Here is a 16,507-nt window from a genome sequence, read left to right on the forward strand (position 1 = left end):
TCGCGATCTATCGCGTTTGGGTACGCTGGGCCGGTGGACCTCGAAAAGCACCCCCAGCAGCCCACCGCGCCGGCGGAACCCGACGTCATCCGCGCCTCCGACGCGGACCGTGACCGGATCGCGGACATCCTGCGGGAGGCGATGGCCGAGGGCCGGCTGACCGCCGACGAGCACGCCGAGCGGGTCGACTCCGTGTACCGCGCCAAGACCGTCGGTGAGCTGGAACCGCTGGTACGGGACCTGCCGACGCCGGGTGGAACGCCCAGGGCGGTCGGCGCCTCGTACGCCCACAGCCCCGAGAGCCCGACGGGCCCCGCCGACAACCTGGTGGCGATCTTCAGCAGTTCCAGCCGCAAGGGGCGCTGGCGGGTCGGCGGACGCACGAACGCCTTCTCGCTGTTCGGCAGTGTGGAAATCGACCTGACCGAAGCTCTTTTCGGCCAACGGCTCACCGTGATCAACGCGACGTCCGTCTTCGGAAGTGTGGAGATCAGGGTCCCCGAGAACATCTCGCTGCGCGGCAGCGGAACGGGAATCTTCGGCAATTTCGAAGTCGTCACCCTGGAATCCGCCGATCCCGAAGCGCCCGTGGTCGTCGTCAACGGATATTCGGTGTTCGGCTCCGTCGAGGCAAAGCCCAAGCGCGGCAAGTTCATTGCGGATCTGCAGGACCGGTTGCGCAAACACCTCGGCCACTGAGTGGGGCGTGACGGCCTGACGGTGTGATGACGCGACGGCAAGACGGTTTGACCGCCTGACAACGAGTGACTCATGCCGGCCATGGGGTGGCGCGTGGGTACGGATTCAGGCCGAAAGCGCGCTCGACCGCAATTCCGTGGTCCGGAACTGAGTGCCACTCAGTGCATAGGCGTGCGCACAGCGGGTAGGGAGTGCTGCATCGTCTCTCGCTCGCGAAGCCGTCGTCAGGAGTAGATCGTGCTGCATCTGCCGCATCAGCCCCTGCAGGTCGCCGCCGTTCCTCCCCAGCGGACCCCCGCTCGGGAGGACCAGACCGGTCCCTGGCACTCGGAGGCGGTGTGCCGCCGGGACGAAGCCGGGCTGTTCTTCGCCCCGTCGAAGGAGCCGACGGCTGCCCGCCTGTCGCGTGAGGAGTCCGCGAAGCGGGTCTGCGCGCGCTGTCCGGTGATGGTCGAATGCCGGGAACACGCCTTGATGCAGCCCGAGCCGTACGGAGTGTGGGGCGGCCTCACCGCTGCCGAACGCCGTGTGGCGCTCGCCCGCCGCAGGCGGCGCGAGGCGGAGCTCAAGGCGTCCGGTGCGACCGGCCACATCGCCGCGGCCGGCTGACGGACGTACGAGGCCGCCGGACGCACGACGTCGGTGTGCCCCCGCCGTTGACGTGACCTGAGCACGAAGAGGCGCCCCCACCGCACATGGGGGGCGCCTCTTCGTGCGTCAGGGGCCCGGGTGCGGGCGCCGTGTCACCTCACGCGCGGCGGGGTCACTTCGCGCGGTCGAAGTCGATCGCGCTGTAGGCGCGCAGCTTCGACAGCCGGTGGGTGGAGTCGATCTTGCGGATGGTGCCCGACTTGGACCGCATGACGATCGACTCGGTGGTCGCCGTCTCGGCGCGGTAGCGCACGCCGCGCATCAGTTCGCCGTCGGTGATGCCCGTCGCGACGAAGAACACGTTGTCGCCGCTGACCAGGTCGTCCGTCGACAGCACCCGGTCCAGGTCGTGCCCGGCGTCCAGGGCGCGCTGCCGTTCGGCTTCGTCCTTCGGCCAGAGCTTGCCCTGGATGACACCGCCGAGGCACTTTATGGCGCAGGCCGAGATGATGCCCTCGGGCGTGCCGCCGATGCCCATCAGCAGGTCGACGCCGGTGCCCTCCCGGGCCGCCATGATCGAGCCCGCGACATCGCCGTCGGAGATGAACTTGATCCGGGCGCCGGTCTCCCGGATCTCCCGGACGATTCCCTCGTGGCGCGGACGGTCGAGGATGACGACGGTGACGTCCTCGGGCATGGAGTTCTTCGCCTTCGCGACCCGGCGGATGTTCACCGAGACGGGGGCGTTGATGTCGACGAAGTCGGCGGCCTCGGGGCCGGTGACCAGCTTGTCCATGTAGAAGACCGCGGACGGGTCGAACATCGCGCCCCGGTCGGCGGCGGCCAGCACGGCGATCGCGTTGGGCATGCCCTTGGCGTTCAGGGTCGTGCCGTCGATCGGGTCGACGGCGATGTCGACCTCGGGACCGGTGCCGTCACCGACGCGCTCGCCGTTGAACAGCATGGGGGCTTCGTCCTTCTCGCCCTCACCGATGACGACGATGCCGTTCATCGACACGGTGGAGACGAGGGTCCGCATGGCCTTCACGGCGGCGCCGTCGGCGCCGATCTTGTCCCCGCGGCCGACCCAGCGCCCGGCGGCCATGGCGGCGGCCTCGGTGACCCGGACGAGCTCCAGGGCGAGGTTGCGGTCGGGGGCCTCCGGGGAGACCTCCAGCTGGGACGGCAGATGATGCTCGGACATCGGAGCGCACCTTTCTGTACGACGACGACCGGATGAGGGTGGTGTGACTCTATCGTCAGGTCGATAAAATGAGCAGACCGGGTCACGAATGAGCGGATGCCCCCGATTCGGTCCCGCCGGAGCTGATGCGACGATGGACCCGTGGCAAGCAAGCGAGGCAAGCAGACAGTGCGGGACATGTTCCTGTCGTTGGCGGTGATCGCCGCCGTGGCGGGGGTCGTCTACATCTTCGTTCCGCACGACGACAAGGCCGACCCGGTCAAGGCGGTCGACTACCGGGTCGAGCTCCTGACCGCGCGACGCGCGGCCCCGTACCCGGTCGCCGCCCCGAGCGGTCTGGCGCAGGACTGGAAGCCCACCTCGGTCGGTTACGACCGCGAGGCGGGCGACAGCTGGCACCTGGGCTTCCTGGACCCCGACGGCAAGTACGTCGCGGTGGAGCAGTCCACGTCCCCGGCGAAGAAGTACATCACCGACGTCAGCCAGAAGGCGAAGGACACCGGGCGCACGCAGCAGGTGGCCGGGGAGACCTGGCAGCACTGGGAGGGGCCGAAGTACGACGCCCTCGTGCGCCAGGAGAAGGGCGCGACCACGGTCGTGACCGGGTCCGCCTCGACGGCACGGCTGGCGGAGATGGCGGCGTCGCTCAAGACGTCCTGACGGCGGCGCGGCCGCGCTTTCCGGCGCACGTACGAGGAAGGCCCTGGAGCAGTTGCTCCAGGGCCTTCCTCGTACGCCGTGCACGCCTCCGGTGAAGGGGGCGGCGGGGCTCAGACGGTCTTGACGACCTCGTCGAACGCGAGACGCGGCGAGCGGGGGAACCAGGCGTCCTCGCCCGGCTTGCCGATGTTGACGACCATCAGCACGTTGTGGTCGCCGTCGAGGAACTCCTTCTCGATGCCCGCGGCGTCGTAGCCGGTCATCGGGCCCGCGGCCAGGCCGGCGGCGCGGACGCCGATGATGAAGTAGGCGGCCTGCAGGGCGCCGTTCAGGGTGGCGGCCGACTCGCGGACCGGGCGCTCGGAGAAGAACATGTCCTTGGCCTGCGGGAAGTGAGGCAGCAGGGACGGGAGCTCCTCGTGGAACTCGTTGTCGGCGGCCAGGATCGCGACCAGCGGGGCGGACGAGGTCTTCGGACGGTTGCCCTCGGCCATGTGCGGGACGAGGCGCGCGCGGGCCTCGTCCGAGCGGACCAGGACGACGCGCAGCGGCGACTGGTTGAACGCGGTGGGGCCGTACTTGACCAGGTCGTAGATCGCCTGGACCTGCTCCTCGGTCACCGGCTCGTCGGTGAAGGTGTTGGCGGTGCGGGCCTCGCGGAAGAGGAGGTCCTGGGCGGCGGGGTCAAGAACGAGGGACATCTTGCGTATTACCTTCCGGACGTACACGGGGGATCAAGCAACACACGCCACGGTACGGGAGAGGTAGGTTAACTTTCAACTAAAACGGTGAGGGAGTGACCCACTCCACAACGCGAAGGTCTTGCGCCGTTTCGCGCCCTTCTGTCCCTGCGGCGCCGTGTCGGTATCTGTGTCAGCCCCGCCCCGTTCCCTGCCGGGACTCAGCCCGCGTCGGCGTCCGCGCCCCCGGCGCTCTCCTCGGCGTCGGCGGGCCCCGCGAGGGCCGCGTCGAGACGGGCCCGCGCGCCCTCCAGCCAGTGCCGGCACACCTTGGCCAGCTCCTCGCCGCGCTCCCACAGCGCGAGGGAGTCCTCCAGCGAGGTCCCGCCCGCCTCCAGCCGGCGCACCACCTCGATCAGCTCGTCGCGCGCCTGCTCGTAGCCGAGCGTGCCCGTGGCCGCAGCCGTCCCGTCGTCCGTCATGTGATCCACCTTATGCGTAGGCATATCCGTCACTCCCGGCCGCTCACTCGGCGACCCGCACCACGAACTCGCCGCCCGACACCCGGGCCCGCAGCGCATCCCCCGGCGCGCCCGCGTCGGCCGGGTCCCGGACCACGTGCCCGTCCGCCCGCTGGAGCACCGCGTAACCGCGCTCCAGCGTCGCCGCGGGCGACAGCGCGACCACCCGGGCGCGGGTGTGGGCGAGCTCCGAGTCCGCGCGGTCCAGCAGATGGCCCAGCACCCGCCGGCCGCGCCCGATCAGCGCGTCGACCTCCGAGGCGCGCTCGTCCACCATCCGCTGCGGGTGCTCCATGGAGGGCCGCCCCAGCGCGTGCGCCAGCCCCCGCTCCTCCCGGTCGAGCAGCCCCCGTACCGTCCGCAGCGCCCGGTCCCGCAGCTGCTGCACCCGGTCCAGCTCCTCGCCCACGTCCGGCACGATCCGCTTCGCCGCGTCCGTGGGAGTGGACGCCCGCACGTCGGCGACCAGGTCGAGCAGCGGGGAGTCGGGCTCGTGCCCGATCGCCGAGACGACGGGGGTGCGGCAGGCCGCGACCGTACGGATCAGCTCCTCGTCCGAGAACGGCAGCAGGTCCTCCACGCTGCCCCCGCCGCGCGCCACGACGATCACGTCGACGTCCGGGAGTCCGTCCAGCTCCTTGACGGCCTGCACCACCTGGTTCACGGCGTGCACCCCCTGCACCGCGGTGTTGCGCACCTCGAAGCGGACGGCGGGCCAGCGGCGGCGCGCGTTCTCCAGCACATCGCGCTCGGCCGCCGACGCGCGGCCGCAGACCAGCCCGATGAGCTGGGGCAGGAAGGGCAGCGGCTTCTTGCGGTCGAGGGCGAAGAGACCCTCCGAGGCCAGGGACTTCTTCAACTGCTCCAGCCGGACCAGCAGCTCGCCGATGCCGACCGGCCGTATCTCCGTGGCCCGCAGCGAGAGCTGGCCGCGGGGCGCGTACCACTCGGGCTTCGCGAGGACGACGACCCGCGCCCCCTCGGTCACCACGTCCGCGATCCGGTCGAAGACCTGCCGGAAGCAGGTCACGCCCACCGAGATGTCGTGCGACGGATCGCGCAGCGTCAGGAACACCACCCCCGCCCCCGGCCGCCGCGACAGCTGGGTGATCTGCCCCTCGACCCAGACCGCGCCGAGCCGGTCGATCCAGCCGCCGATCAGCCGTGACACGTCACCGACGGGCAGCGGAGCTTCCGGGGAAGTCTGTAGAGCCATAGGGGCGAGCGTATCGGCCGGCGCCGACAACGGACCGGTCCCGCGGCGCCAGCCACGCCCTCACCCCGCCACCCGGCGCCCGCGCTGCACCAGCAGGACCACGAGCCCCACCACCAGCCAGCACGCGCCCACCACCTGAGCGCTCCCCGTCGCCTCCACGATCACCGCGATCAGCACCGCGGCCCCGACCACCGGGATCAGGACGTGCCGCCACCAGTTCGGCGGCCCCTCCATCCGGCGCACCACGAACCAGCCGACCACCGACGCGTGGAGCAGGACGAACGCGGTCAGCGCCCCCACGTCCACGACCGACACCAGATGGTCGAGACCGTCGTCGCGCCGGGCCGCCCACACCGCCGCCACCAGCGTGATCACCGCCGCGATCAGGATCGCGGTCCGCGGCACCCCCGAGCGCGGGTCGATCTTCGACAGCAGGGCGGGCAGCCGGCGCTCCCGGGCCATCGCGAACAGCAGCCGCCCGGCGGCCGCCTGCCCGGCCAGCGCCGCGAACGCCGCCCCGATCGCCTTGCTGACCGCCACCAGGTCGTGCAGCCAGGTGCCGACCGCGGAGTCCACCGTGTCGTAGAACGCCGACCCCTGGGCCGCCGGATCGGCGGCCAGCTCCGCCGACGTCATCGGCTCCAGCAGCGCCGCCAGATAGGCCTGCGCCACGAACAGCACCCCCGCCAGCACCAGGCAGAACAGCACCGCCCGCGCCACCTTCGCCGAACCGCCCGTCACCTCCTCCGCGAACGAGGCGATGGCGTCGAAGCCCAGATACGACAGCACCGCCACGGACACCGCACCCAGCACCGCCGTCGCGGAGAAGCCGGAATCCCCGGTGAGCGGCGTCAGCCAGCCGCGCTGCGCCCCGTCCCGCGTGAGCACCACCACCGCGGACACCAGGAACACCAGCAGCACCACGATCTCCATGGCCAGCACCGCGAAGCCGACCCGGGCCGCGGCCCGTACGCCCCAGAGGTTGAGCAGCGTCGTGAGGACCACCGCCAGCGCGGTCCACACCCACCGCGACACCTCCGGCACCAGCGCGTTCATCGCGATCCCGGAGAAGAGGTACGCGACCGCCGGGATCAGCAGATAGTCCAGCATCACCATCCATCCGGCGATGAACCCCGGCCCCTCCCCGAGCCCCTTGCGCGCGTACGCGAACACCGAGCCGGCCTGCGGGGCGACCCGCACCATCTGGGCGTAACTGAAGGCGGTGAACGCCATCACCACGGTCGCCGCGACGTAGACGAGCGCCACGGCGCCGTCGGACTTCGCGTCCAGGGTGCCGAAGACGCCGACGGGGGCCATCGGGGCGATGAAGAGCAGCCCGTAGACCACCAGGTCCCGGAAGCCGAGCGTCCGCCGAAGCCCCGCACGGGCGCTGGTGCTGCCGGAATCCGTGTCCCCGCCGGAATCGCTGTCGCTGCCGGCCATGAGCCCTCCGTCGGTCGCGTCGTCGAGCGCGTGAAGATCGTCCTGATCAGTCTCCCGACCCCGTCGGCCCCGCGCCTGTTCGGTACGGCCTTACGATGGGACGCATGACTGCTACGACACCCCGACGCGTCCTGCTCGCCGCACCCCGTGGCTACTGCGCGGGCGTGGACCGTGCCGTGATCGCCGTGGAGAAGGCCCTGGAGCAGTACGGCTCCCCGGTCTACGTTCGCCACGAGATCGTCCACAACAAGTACGTCGTACAGACCCTGGAGAAGAAGGGCGCGATCTTCGTCGAGGAGACGGCGGAGGTCCCCGAGGGCTCGATCGTGATGTTCTCGGCGCACGGCGTCGCACCGACCGTGCACGAGGAGGCGGCCGAGCGGAAGCTCGCCACCATCGACGCCACCTGCCCGCTCGTCACCAAGGTCCACAAGGAAGCCGTCCGCTTCGCGCAGGACGACTTCGACATCCTCCTCATCGGCCACGAGGGCCACGAGGAGGTCATCGGCACCTCCGGCGAGGCCCCCGAGCACATCACCCTGGTCGACGGCCCCGAGGACGTCGCCAACGTCGAGGTCCGCGACCCCTCCCGGGTCGTCTGGCTCTCCCAGACCACGCTGTCGGTCGACGAGACGATGGAGACGGTCGGAGCGCTCAAGGAGAAGTTCCCGCTGCTGATCTCGCCGCCCAGCGACGACATCTGCTACGCCACGCAGAACCGCCAGATCGCGGTGAAGCAGATGGGCGCGGACGCCGACCTGGTGATCGTCGTCGGCTCGAAGAACTCCTCGAACTCGGTCCGCCTGGTCGAGGTCGCACTCGGCGCGGGTGCGGGCGACTCCCACCTCGTCGACTCCGCGGACGAGATCGAGGAGGCCTGGCTGGAGGGCGTCTCGACGGTCGGCGTCACCTCCGGCGCCTCCGTGCCCGAGATCCTGGTCGACGGCGTGCTGGCCTGGCTGTCGGAGCGGGGTTTCGAGGACGTCGAGATCGTGAAGGCGGCCGAGGAGTCCATCGTGTTCTCACTGCCGAAGGAGCTCCGCCGCGACCTGCGCGCGGAGGCGGCGGCACTGTCCGCGGAATAGGACCCGGCGCGACCGGGCCCCGCCGGGTCCGGCGGGTTTCCCGTTCCAGGAAGTGAGCGGCGCCGGGTGCCCGTACCGTGGATCACATGGAGATCTTCGGCGTGGACATCGGCGGATCCGGGATCAAGGGCGCTCCCGTGGACCTGGACCGCGGAGACCTGGCGCAGGAGCGCCACAAGGTACTCACCCCGCATCCGGCCACCCCCGAGGACGTGGCCGGATGCGTGGCGGAGGTGGTAGGCCACTTCGACTGGCAGGGACCGGTGGGCATCACGTTCCCCGGCGTCGTCACGGGCGGTATCACCCGCACCGCGGCCAATGTCGACAAGGGCTGGGTCGATCTGGACGCCCGTGCCCTGCTCAGCGACAAGCTGGGCCTCCCCGTCACCGTCCTGAACGACGCGGACGCGGCCGGCATCGCGGAGATGACGTTCGGCGCGGGCCGGGGCCGCAAGGGCACGGTCATCATGCTGACCTTCGGCACGGGGATCGGCAGCGCGCTCTTCATCGACGGCAGGCTCGTGCCCAACACCGAGCTCGGCCATCTGGAGCTGCACGGCCACGACGCGGAGAAGCACGCCTCCACCAAGGCCAAGGAGGACGAGGACCTGAGCTGGCACCACTGGGCGCACCGGGTGCAGAAGTACCTGGCCCACGTGGAGATGCTGTTCTCGCCCGAGCTGTTCGTCATCGGCGGCGGGGTCAGCCGCAAGGCCGACAAGTTCCTGCCGCTCATCGAGCACGTGCGCGCCGAGATGGTGCCCGCGGAGCTGCAGAACAACGCGGGCATCGTGGGCGCGGCGATGGCGGCGGCGGGCCGCTGACGAGGGCCCCGGCCCGACGCCCGGTCCGGCAGGCGGGCGGGACTTTCGGAACACCTAGCGCTGGGACGGCCGCCGGGGTGCCCGTCCGGCGGCCCGGGAAGCCGGGGACGGCTGTGCGGCGGGACGGGCGGTGTGCGCGGCCTGCATCATCCGCCGCTGCCGGGCCCGCATCAGCCGGACCTTCCGTACGGTCGCGATGAGACCGGCGACGAGGGTGCCGCCGTACAGCCAGCCGGCGTGGACGGCGAGCGCGGTGACGACGGCCATGGTCTGCCCGCCGAAGCCGCCCGTGCCGCCGGCGATCGGGATGATGCCGACGGCGAAGGCGATCGGCACGCTGATCGGCGCGGTGACCAGGTCGGCCGGCCGCACCCAGAGCGCGGTCAGCGCGCTGACCGGCAGGAACAGGACCCCGAACACGGCGGACGAGCCGTCGAACAGCAGCCAGTCCGCACAGGCGATCACGAACATGACGGCGGCCGCGAAGAGCCCGGCACCGATGCCGGTCAGCCGGGGGTTGGGCAGCCGCCGCAGGGCGAGCACGGCGGGCGCCACCGGGCGGGCCCGGTTCGCCGGCGTACTCATCACGCGATAGACGGTGGCGCCTTCGGCGACGGTGCCTTCGGCTCCCTCGGTCCCGAGCGGGGACAGCGGGGCCTGCCGGGTCTGCCTGCGCTGCGGGGGACGTGTCCTGTGCTGCTCCACCGGGACAACGTAGGTCGACGGGCAGGAGGAAACAGGTGCGGGACACGCGCTTTGGGTGACCTTGGCGATGAGTTCGATGCCACACGGCCCAACGGGAACCGATTTCCGCCCGGAACCCGCACCGGACTCCGCCCGCCCCGGCACCCCGTCCCGCCTCTCCGCACGGCCCGGGGGCGCACCCCGCCCCCACCCCACTCCCGCCCCACCAGGACCCGTGACGACCCACTCGCCCCCGCCCGTAAACTGGAGAATCGGCCCACCCGGGCCCGACGTCCATTCGAGCCCGTCCACCCCCTAGGGAAGTCGCCACCGTGTCGCTCACGATCGGAATCGTCGGTCTGCCGAATGTCGGCAAGTCGACCCTGTTCAACGCCCTGACCAAGAACGACGTGCTGGCGGCCAACTACCCGTTCGCCACGATCGAGCCGAACGTCGGCGTCGTCGGCGTCCCCGACCCCCGCCTGAACACGCTCGCGAAGATCTTCGACTCGCAGAAGCTGCTGCCGGCGACGGTCGACTTCGTCGACATCGCGGGCATCGTGCGCGGCGCCAGCGAGGGGGAGGGCCTGGGCAACAAGTTCCTGGCGAACATCCGTGAGTCGGACGCGATCTGCCAGGTCATCCGCGCCTTCAAGGACGAGAACGTCGTCCACGTCGACGGCAAGGTCTCGCCCAAGGACGACATCGAGACGATCAACACCGAGCTGATCCTCGCCGACCTCCAGTCCGTCGAGAAGGCCGTCCCCCGCCTCACGAAGGAGGCCCGCCTCCAGAAGGAGAAGGCCGCCGTCCTGGCGGCGGTCGAGGAGGCCCAGAAGATCCTGGAGGCGGGCGACACCCTCTTCCACGCGGGCATCACGGCCGGCACGGAGAAGGGCCGCCTGCTCCACGAGCTCCACCTCCTGACGACGAAGCCCTTCCTCTACGTCTTCAACGTCGACGAGGACGAGCTGGTCGACGAGGACTTCAAGAACGAGCAGCGCGCCCTGGTCGCCCCCGCCGAGGCCATCTTCCTGAACGCCAAGATCGAGTCCGAGCTGATCGAGCTCGACGACGACGAGGCGCTGGAACTCCTCCAGTCGATGGGCCAGGAAGAGCCCGGCCTCGCCACCCTCGGCCGCGTCGGCTTCGACACGCTGGGCCTCCAGACCTACCTCACGGCTGGCCCCAAGGAGACCCGCGCCTGGACGATCAAGAAGGGCGCCACGGCCCCGGAGGCGGCCGGTGTGATCCACACCGACTTCCAGAAGGGCTTCATCAAGGCCGAGATCATCTCCTTCGACGACCTGGTCGAAACCGGCTCGGTCGCCGAGGCCCGCGCCAAGGGCAAGGCGCGCATGGAGGGCAAGGACTACGTCATGCAGGACGGGGACGTGGTGGAGTTCCGCTTCAACGTGTAGCGAGTTGGCTACTGCAGGCTAGTGCTCGTCAAGAATGCTGGTCAGAGGGGTCGGACTTGGGTAAGTCCGGCCCCCCACCGCATCTCCGTGCTGACTTGGTGCTCACTCAGCTGTGGCGGGGTGGAGCGAGCTTCTCCAGGTCGAGGTTGATCTCGAAGGGCACCGGACGGTTGAGCGAGCCCCTGAAGATGCCAACGGGTACATAGGTGGCGGTTGGCTCGTCAAGTTCGTAGACGTGGACGATGGGTGCTCCGTCCTCGTCCTCGATGCGCCAGTAGTGCGGGATGCCGGCCTCTGCGTATTTGCGGAGCTTTACCGTGCGGTCCCGGTGTGCGGACTCGGGGGAAACCACCTCGACGGCGAGTATTACTTCATCCGGTGCGAACCAGGTGCGGTCACCGTCGAAGTCGGCCGTCGTCACCAGCAGATCCGGCTCGGGCCGATTGCGTTGATCGAGTTTGATGGTCATCTCCCGTCCGACCCTTACGTCGGCCGGCGCCTGCTCCATGAGAGCCACGGTGAGCATCGTGACGAGATGGCCGTGCCACCACCGCTGCGGGGACATCATGAAGACGAGGGCTCCGTCGATCAGCTCGGTGTGGCGCGGTGCTTCCGGGAGGCGGTCCAGGTCCTCCGCGAACCAGCCTTCCGCGCGAGGCGGGCGCATCCAGTCGGGCAGTGCGGTCATGGCTCAACCGTAGCGACTCAGCGAGGTCCGGACCATGAGGTCGACGACGGGCGAAACGAGAACCGCCCCCGTCACCCAAACGCGGGCCGTCCACCCGCGCCTGCGCTGCACGTCCCGGCCGTGCGCACGCATCCGACCGGGCGAGCGCCTCCACACCGGCTCGGCTCTGCGGACAGCCGTTGGGGTACGCAGGTACCGGGACGCCGACTTCCGTACGAGCGTCCTCATCAGGCGGGGCGCTGCAGCGTCGGGCCGGTCACGGCCGTAGGGGGCCGCAAGATCCGAAGCATCGTCCAGCGCCCCGCTGCGATGCGCAGATCGCGTACGAGCCTGGCATCGCACCCGCGCGGTGCCCGCAGCACGGGCAGGGGGAGGAGTCGCTCACCTGCGCAGTCTCCTTGGAGGTCACGCCGGCGTGCCACGCATTTCTCTGCCTGGGGTGCCCAGCCAGTCCGCAGCCAGTCCGCAGGACACCCGTGAACGGCCGTCGGGAGCCAACGCATCCCAACGAGGAAATCCCAGGTCAGAGCCCTGGGTGGGGCTCCGCCGCAGGTCAGGATCGGGCCGCAGACATTCCGCCAACGTGTAGCGCATCGCCTGCCGCAGGCTGTCGATCCGCCAGAGACGCAGGCACCGGAAGGGGCCGGGCTCACCTGAGCCCGGCCCCTTCCGCGTTTCCGTGACGGCTCAGCCGCGGTGGGGTGGAGTGGGTGAATACGAGGGCTCCGCCGCTCGGCTAGCGCTTGATGCCCACGCCCGCCAGCAGGCTGATCTGGGCGTCCGTGATCTCCGGCTCGCCCTTGGCGGGACCGGTGGAGCGCCAGCGGTGGCAGCAGACGATGCCGGGGGCGACCAGGTCGAGTCCGTCGAAGAAGCGGCGCACGTCGCTGTGGGAGCGGAACTGCACCGGGGAGCCGGACTTCGTGTAGACCTCCGCGACGTTGTTCCAGGTGACGGGGTCGAAGTCGGGTGTGCAGTGGTTCATGGCGAGGGCGCTGCCCGTCGGGAGCGGGTCGAGGAGGCGGCGGATGATGGCGTACGGGTCGTGCGGGTCGGTGATGAAGTGCATGAGCGCGTTGAGGGAGAGGGCGATGGGCTGGGTGAAGTCCAGGACCCCTGAGTCCTCCACGGCGCTCATGAGTGAGTCGGGGTCGGTGATGTCGGCCTCGATGTACGCCGTGCGGCCCTGCGTCGTGCTGCGCATGAGGCGTTCGGCGTACTTGAGGACGAGCGGGTCGTTGTCCGCGTAGACGACGCGGGCGTCGTTCGCGACGGACTGGGCGACCTGGTGCAGGTTGGGCTCGGTCGGGATGCCCGTGCCGATGTCGAGCCACTGGCGGATGCCGTGCTCCTGCGCCAGGACCCGGGTGGCGCGGTGCATGAACGCCCGGTTCTCGCGCGCGGTCACGTAGATGCCGGGGTGCGCCTGGGCGGCGACCAGGGCCGCGTCCTTGTCGATCTCGAAGTGGTCCTTGCCACCGAGGAAGTAGTCGTACATCCGGGCCGAGTGCGCCTTGCTCGTGTCGAGATCGCGGCCGGTCTGCCTGGTGGTCATGTGCTCCCCTTCGTGCGTGAGTCGATCGGCCCGCGGGCCGGGGACGGGACGGGTGCCGTCGTCCCTGGTGCCTGCCGTCGGTTCACCCGGCGGCCAAGTGATCGGCCAGTCCCTCTTTGACCCCGCGGACGAACGCGGCGATCTCCTCCGGCGTGTAGATCAGCGCCGGACCGGCCGGGTCGGTGGACTGGCGTACGGCCACGCGGCCGTCCGCGAGCTGCTTCGTCTCGACGCACTGGCCCCCGTTCGGCCCGCTCCAGGGGCGCTCCCAGCCGTGCTCCCCCAGATCGCGGGCCGGCATGCCGTTGTAGACGCCCTCTTCGGTGATCGTCATGAGTACTCCTTGCGCATGCGGTTCAAGAGCGCCCGGCTGTCATCGGACGACGTCAGCAGCGCCATGCGGGAATGGGCCTCCAGATGGGAGACGACGTCCGCGCGCTGGTCCAGGTAGACGGAGGCCGACAGAAGTTCGCTGTAGACGATGTCCGGCAACTCGGGTTCCTCGAACCGGAAGTACGTGAACGGGGCACAGGCTCCGACGTGCGCGCCGGCCGTGAAGGGCACGATGTCGAGGCTGATGTGCGCGCGTTCGGAGAGGTCCAGGAGCCGTTCGATCTGCTCCCGCATCACCTGCGGGCCGCCCACCACGCGGTGCAGGACCGCTTCCTCCATGACCACCCACAACGTGGGGGCGTCCTCCCGCTCCAGCAGGCGCTGGCGGTGCAGCCGCAACTCCACCCGGCGCGCCAGCTCTTCCTCGCTGCCGTTCGGCAACCCGCCGCGCAGCACGGCGTGTGCGTAGTCGGAGGTCTGCAACAGGCCGGTGACGTACTGGGGTTCATAGGTGCGGAGGGTCTTGGCGCCGGTCTCCAGGCTGACGTAGGCGGTGAACCAGCTGGGGACGGCGTCGCGGTACGAGTGCCACCAGCCGGGCTTGTTCGCCTGCTCGGCCAGTTCGACGAACTCGTCGATCTCCTGGCGTTCCGCGCCGAAGGTCTCCAGCAGCTTCTCCACGTAGAGAGGCTTCAGGGCGACCTCGGCCTTCTCCAGCCGGCGGATCGTCAGCGTCTTCACGCGCAGTGCCTTCGCCGCGTCCTCAAGCGAGGCCCCGGCGCCGAGCCGCATGTCCTGCAGCCGACGGCCGAGGATCATGCGCAGGACTGTCGGCGCGCTGGTGCCGGTACGGGCATCGCTCACGCCCAACCTCCTGAGAGTCCATCAACACCGCCATTCTTACAGGGGTTTGGTGTCGATGCCAGGGTGATACCCGCGCTTCTGAAATTATCAGGGAGTCGGTTGCAGCCGGTGCGCTATCACGCGCATAGTGGATGCGTGAGTGGTGAAGCCAATAACGACGGCGCAGGGGTCCGGCCCGGAGAGGGCGCGGAATCCCGATGCCGTCATCGGCCCCCGCTGCTGGGCCATCGAATCGGCGCGCCCCTCCCCCCGCTCGGGTTGCAGCCCGCATCCCCTCACCGCGCCCGTCCCCACGCAGGCGCTGGAAGGCGACATCCGTGACTCTGTCCATGCCCTCAGCCCCGGCCTCGACCCCCGCCTTAGCCGGGACCGTGCCGCGCCGGGAGTGCTGGTTCGGTCTGCCCGCGCTGCGCACCAGCGTGAGATCCGCCCGCGACACCGTGCGTGACCGGCTCGCCGCCTGGAAGCTGCCCGGTGACACCTGCTGCGACGCGGTGCTGCTGGTCTCCGAGCTGACCACGAACGCCGTGCTCCACACCGGCAGCGGTCGCTTCCTGTGCGGCCTCACGCTGAGCGGCGACGAGCGGCGCCTGCGCATCGAACTCCACGACGAGGGCAGCACCCCGATCCGCCCGCCCGACCACCGTGCCGGGCCCGGTGAGGAGAACGGGCGAGGGCTGTTCCTCGTCTCGCAACTCGCGGACCGCTGGGGCTCGGCACGCTCGACACGGGCCGAAGGCAACGTCGTATGGGCCGAGTTGACCGCCCACTCCTGACGTCGGTCCGAGTGCCGGGCCACGGCAGGCAGTGCGCCGGCCCGCGCGAGGACACCGTACGTACGGACCGCCGCGTTCCCTTCGCGCGACGGCACCCCTCCTCCCTCGATCCTCTGCAGAAGGCGGCCATGACTCCCCACGGTGAAACCGCTTCTCCCGTAGTGCTGTACGTATGTGCCGACCGAGCCCCGGGCGTGCCCGGGGAAGCCGCGCAGCGCGCGCAGACGGAAGGCAGGGCGTTCGCCCAGGAACGCGGACTGACGATCGCCGAGGTCGTCACCGACACCTACGGCGAACCCGATCCGGGCCGGCGCCGGGGATGGCGGCGGGTGAGACAGCTGGCCCAGACGGGCCACGTCACCGCGGTACTCGTCCGCTGGCCGAGCGCCATCGCCCCCGAGTCCGCACGCGAACTCCGGCACCGCGAGGCCGCCTGGCTGCACGACCGGGGAGTGCGCGTCCGGTACACCTGGGCGCCCTTGTCCTCAAGGACCTGCGACGACCGGTGACCCCGCTCCGGGGTCTCCCGGCGCGCCCGGGGGACAGTCACCACTGATGTCCCCGCGGGGGACGTCAGCTGTTGCTGCCGGCCTTCTTGTTGCCGTCCTTCAGGCGGAGGGCTGAGACCAGGAAGAACACGCCGCCGAGGAAGGCGTAGCCGGCCAGGCTGCCCAGTGCCGCGTCGTCCTTGCCCGCCTGCGCGAAGAACGACGCGCCGGCGGCGGTGGAGATGGCACCGCTGGCGATCATCGCCCACTGGCCGCCCAGCCGGCGGCGGGCGGCGCCGACGATGAGCTGGACGAGACCCGCGGTGACGGCCCAGACGCCCCAGACGCGCAGGACCGCAGGGATGCCGGACGTTGCGGCGACGGCGAGGCCGAGGGCGGTGAGGGTGCTCAGCGCGATGTTCACGTACAGGCCGCGCGCCGGCCCGCCGGTCGCGCGGGCGGACCTGAGGTCGACGACGGCGCACGCCACGTCGAACAGGGGATAGACGACGAGCAGCGTCGCGCTCAGCGGGCCCACGGTGTCGGCGGACGCGAACAGCAGCACGGCCCAGACGGCGGCGAACGCGAAGCGCAGGATGTACAGCTTCCGCAGGGCCGTGGCGGCGGTGGTGGGAGGGGTGCCTGCGAGGGTGTCCATGGGAGTGCCTTCCAGTGACGGTGTGAATGCGTGGGGCGGGCTGGTGGGCGGCCCGGCGCGGTCCCGCCGCGCAATGAGGGAGCCCATGAAGGTGCCAATGAGGAAGCCGGTGAAGCT

19 protein-coding genes are annotated in these 16,507 nt (G+C 70.4%); 8 read left to right on the forward strand and 11 right to left on the reverse strand.

What is annotated here, in order from left to right; translation table 11 throughout:
* Nucleotides 1-33: 33 nt before the first annotated feature.
* Nucleotides 34-699, forward strand: a complete 666-nt coding sequence (locus OG408_RS25525; protein ID WP_266782286.1) for a DUF1707 SHOCT-like domain-containing protein — start codon at nucleotides 34-36, stop codon at nucleotides 697-699.
* A gap of 237 nt (nucleotides 700-936) precedes the next feature.
* Complete coding sequence (locus tag OG408_RS25530) at nucleotides 937-1,308, forward strand: WhiB family transcriptional regulator (RefSeq protein ID WP_266782288.1); 372 nt, start codon at nucleotides 937-939, stop codon at nucleotides 1,306-1,308.
* A gap of 154 nt (nucleotides 1,309-1,462) precedes the next feature.
* Here the strand turns inward: OG408_RS25530 and glpX are convergent, their stop codons facing one another.
* Nucleotides 1,463-2,494: a class II fructose-bisphosphatase gene (gene glpX, locus OG408_RS25535; RefSeq protein ID WP_148020488.1), complete on the reverse strand. Its 1,032-nt coding sequence runs from the start codon at nucleotides 2,492-2,494 to the stop codon at nucleotides 1,463-1,465.
* 141 nt (nucleotides 2,495-2,635) lie between these two features.
* On the opposite strand from glpX, the gene OG408_RS25540 reads away from it, so the two are divergent.
* Complete coding sequence (locus OG408_RS25540; protein ID WP_266782291.1) at nucleotides 2,636-3,154, forward strand: DUF4245 domain-containing protein; 519 nt, start codon at nucleotides 2,636-2,638, stop codon at nucleotides 3,152-3,154.
* 110 nt (nucleotides 3,155-3,264) lie between these two features.
* Here OG408_RS25540 and OG408_RS25545 read toward each other — a convergent pair whose 3' ends face one another.
* From OG408_RS25545 to OG408_RS25560, 4 genes are all read right to left on the reverse strand, one after another.
* A complete protein-coding gene (locus OG408_RS25545) occupies nucleotides 3,265-3,855 on the reverse strand; it encodes a malonic semialdehyde reductase (RefSeq protein WP_266782293.1) in 591 nt (196 codons plus the stop codon).
* Between the two features lie 200 nt (nucleotides 3,856-4,055).
* Nucleotides 4,056-4,316, reverse strand: coding sequence for an exodeoxyribonuclease VII small subunit (locus tag OG408_RS25550; protein WP_266782295.1), 261 nt, complete (start codon nucleotides 4,314-4,316; stop codon nucleotides 4,056-4,058).
* 43 nt (nucleotides 4,317-4,359) lie between these two features.
* A complete protein-coding gene (gene xseA, locus OG408_RS25555; RefSeq protein WP_326672157.1) occupies nucleotides 4,360-5,571 on the reverse strand; it encodes an exodeoxyribonuclease VII large subunit in 1,212 nt (403 codons plus the stop codon).
* 60 nt (nucleotides 5,572-5,631) lie between these two features.
* Nucleotides 5,632-7,014, reverse strand: coding sequence for an APC family permease (locus OG408_RS25560; RefSeq protein ID WP_266782299.1), 1,383 nt, complete (start codon nucleotides 7,012-7,014; stop codon nucleotides 5,632-5,634).
* 95 nt (nucleotides 7,015-7,109) lie between these two features.
* Between OG408_RS25560 and OG408_RS25565 the strand changes: the two genes are divergently transcribed.
* Nucleotides 7,110-8,099: a 4-hydroxy-3-methylbut-2-enyl diphosphate reductase gene (locus tag OG408_RS25565; RefSeq protein ID WP_266782301.1), complete on the forward strand. Its 990-nt coding sequence runs from the start codon at nucleotides 7,110-7,112 to the stop codon at nucleotides 8,097-8,099.
* Between the two features lie 86 nt (nucleotides 8,100-8,185).
* A complete protein-coding gene (ppgK, locus tag OG408_RS25570; RefSeq protein WP_266782303.1) occupies nucleotides 8,186-8,923 on the forward strand; it encodes a polyphosphate--glucose phosphotransferase in 738 nt (245 codons plus the stop codon).
* Nucleotides 8,924-8,977: 54 nt separating this feature from the next.
* Here ppgK and OG408_RS25575 read toward each other — a convergent pair whose 3' ends face one another.
* On the reverse strand, nucleotides 8,978-9,508 hold the full coding sequence (locus OG408_RS25575) for a DUF6542 domain-containing protein (RefSeq protein WP_266786401.1): 531 nt from the start codon (nucleotides 9,506-9,508) through the stop codon (nucleotides 8,978-8,980).
* A 431-nt stretch (nucleotides 9,509-9,939) separates the two neighbouring features.
* Here OG408_RS25575 and ychF point away from each other — a divergent pair, with 431 nt between their 5' ends.
* The gene (gene ychF / locus OG408_RS25580; protein ID WP_266782305.1) at nucleotides 9,940-11,028 is read left to right on the forward strand and encodes a redox-regulated ATPase YchF; all 1,089 of its coding nucleotides are present in this window, start codon (nucleotides 9,940-9,942) and stop codon (nucleotides 11,026-11,028) included.
* 106 nt (nucleotides 11,029-11,134) lie between these two features.
* Here the strand turns inward: ychF and OG408_RS25585 are convergent, their stop codons facing one another.
* The 4 genes from OG408_RS25585 to OG408_RS25600 form a co-directional block, all read right to left on the reverse strand.
* Entirely contained in the window at nucleotides 11,135-11,716 is a 582-nt protein-coding gene (locus tag OG408_RS25585) for a Uma2 family endonuclease (protein ID WP_326672161.1), read from the reverse strand.
* A 736-nt stretch (nucleotides 11,717-12,452) separates the two neighbouring features.
* The gene (locus tag OG408_RS25590) at nucleotides 12,453-13,271 is read right to left on the reverse strand and encodes an SAM-dependent methyltransferase (protein WP_285572136.1); all 819 of its coding nucleotides are present in this window, start codon (nucleotides 13,269-13,271) and stop codon (nucleotides 12,453-12,455) included.
* A gap of 82 nt (nucleotides 13,272-13,353) precedes the next feature.
* On the reverse strand, nucleotides 13,354-13,605 hold the full coding sequence (locus OG408_RS25595; protein WP_266782311.1) for a DUF397 domain-containing protein: 252 nt from the start codon (nucleotides 13,603-13,605) through the stop codon (nucleotides 13,354-13,356).
* Nucleotides 13,602-14,468, reverse strand: a complete 867-nt coding sequence (locus OG408_RS25600) for a helix-turn-helix domain-containing protein (RefSeq protein WP_266782313.1) — start codon at nucleotides 14,466-14,468, stop codon at nucleotides 13,602-13,604. The genes OG408_RS25595 and OG408_RS25600 overlap by 4 nt, the downstream gene beginning before the upstream one ends.
* Before the next feature lie 329 nt (nucleotides 14,469-14,797).
* Between OG408_RS25600 and OG408_RS25605 the strand changes: the two genes are divergently transcribed.
* The gene (locus OG408_RS25605) at nucleotides 14,798-15,244 is read left to right on the forward strand and encodes an ATP-binding protein (protein WP_285572133.1); all 447 of its coding nucleotides are present in this window, start codon (nucleotides 14,798-14,800) and stop codon (nucleotides 15,242-15,244) included.
* 194 nt (nucleotides 15,245-15,438) lie between these two features.
* Nucleotides 15,439-15,753 carry a hypothetical protein gene (locus tag OG408_RS25610; protein WP_266782317.1) on the forward strand — a complete coding sequence of 105 codons (315 nt, stop codon included), beginning with the start codon at nucleotides 15,439-15,441 and terminating at the stop codon, nucleotides 15,751-15,753.
* A 64-nt stretch (nucleotides 15,754-15,817) separates the two neighbouring features.
* On the opposite strand, the gene OG408_RS25615 is transcribed toward OG408_RS25610, so the two are convergent.
* Nucleotides 15,818-16,390, reverse strand: a complete 573-nt coding sequence (locus tag OG408_RS25615; protein ID WP_266782319.1) for a hypothetical protein — start codon at nucleotides 16,388-16,390, stop codon at nucleotides 15,818-15,820.
* Between the last annotated feature and the right edge of the window lie 117 nt (nucleotides 16,391-16,507).

It is taken from the genome of Streptomyces sp. NBC_01257 (assembly GCF_035917255.1).
In the GTDB taxonomy this organism is placed as follows: domain Bacteria; phylum Actinomycetota; class Actinomycetes; order Streptomycetales; family Streptomycetaceae; genus Streptomyces.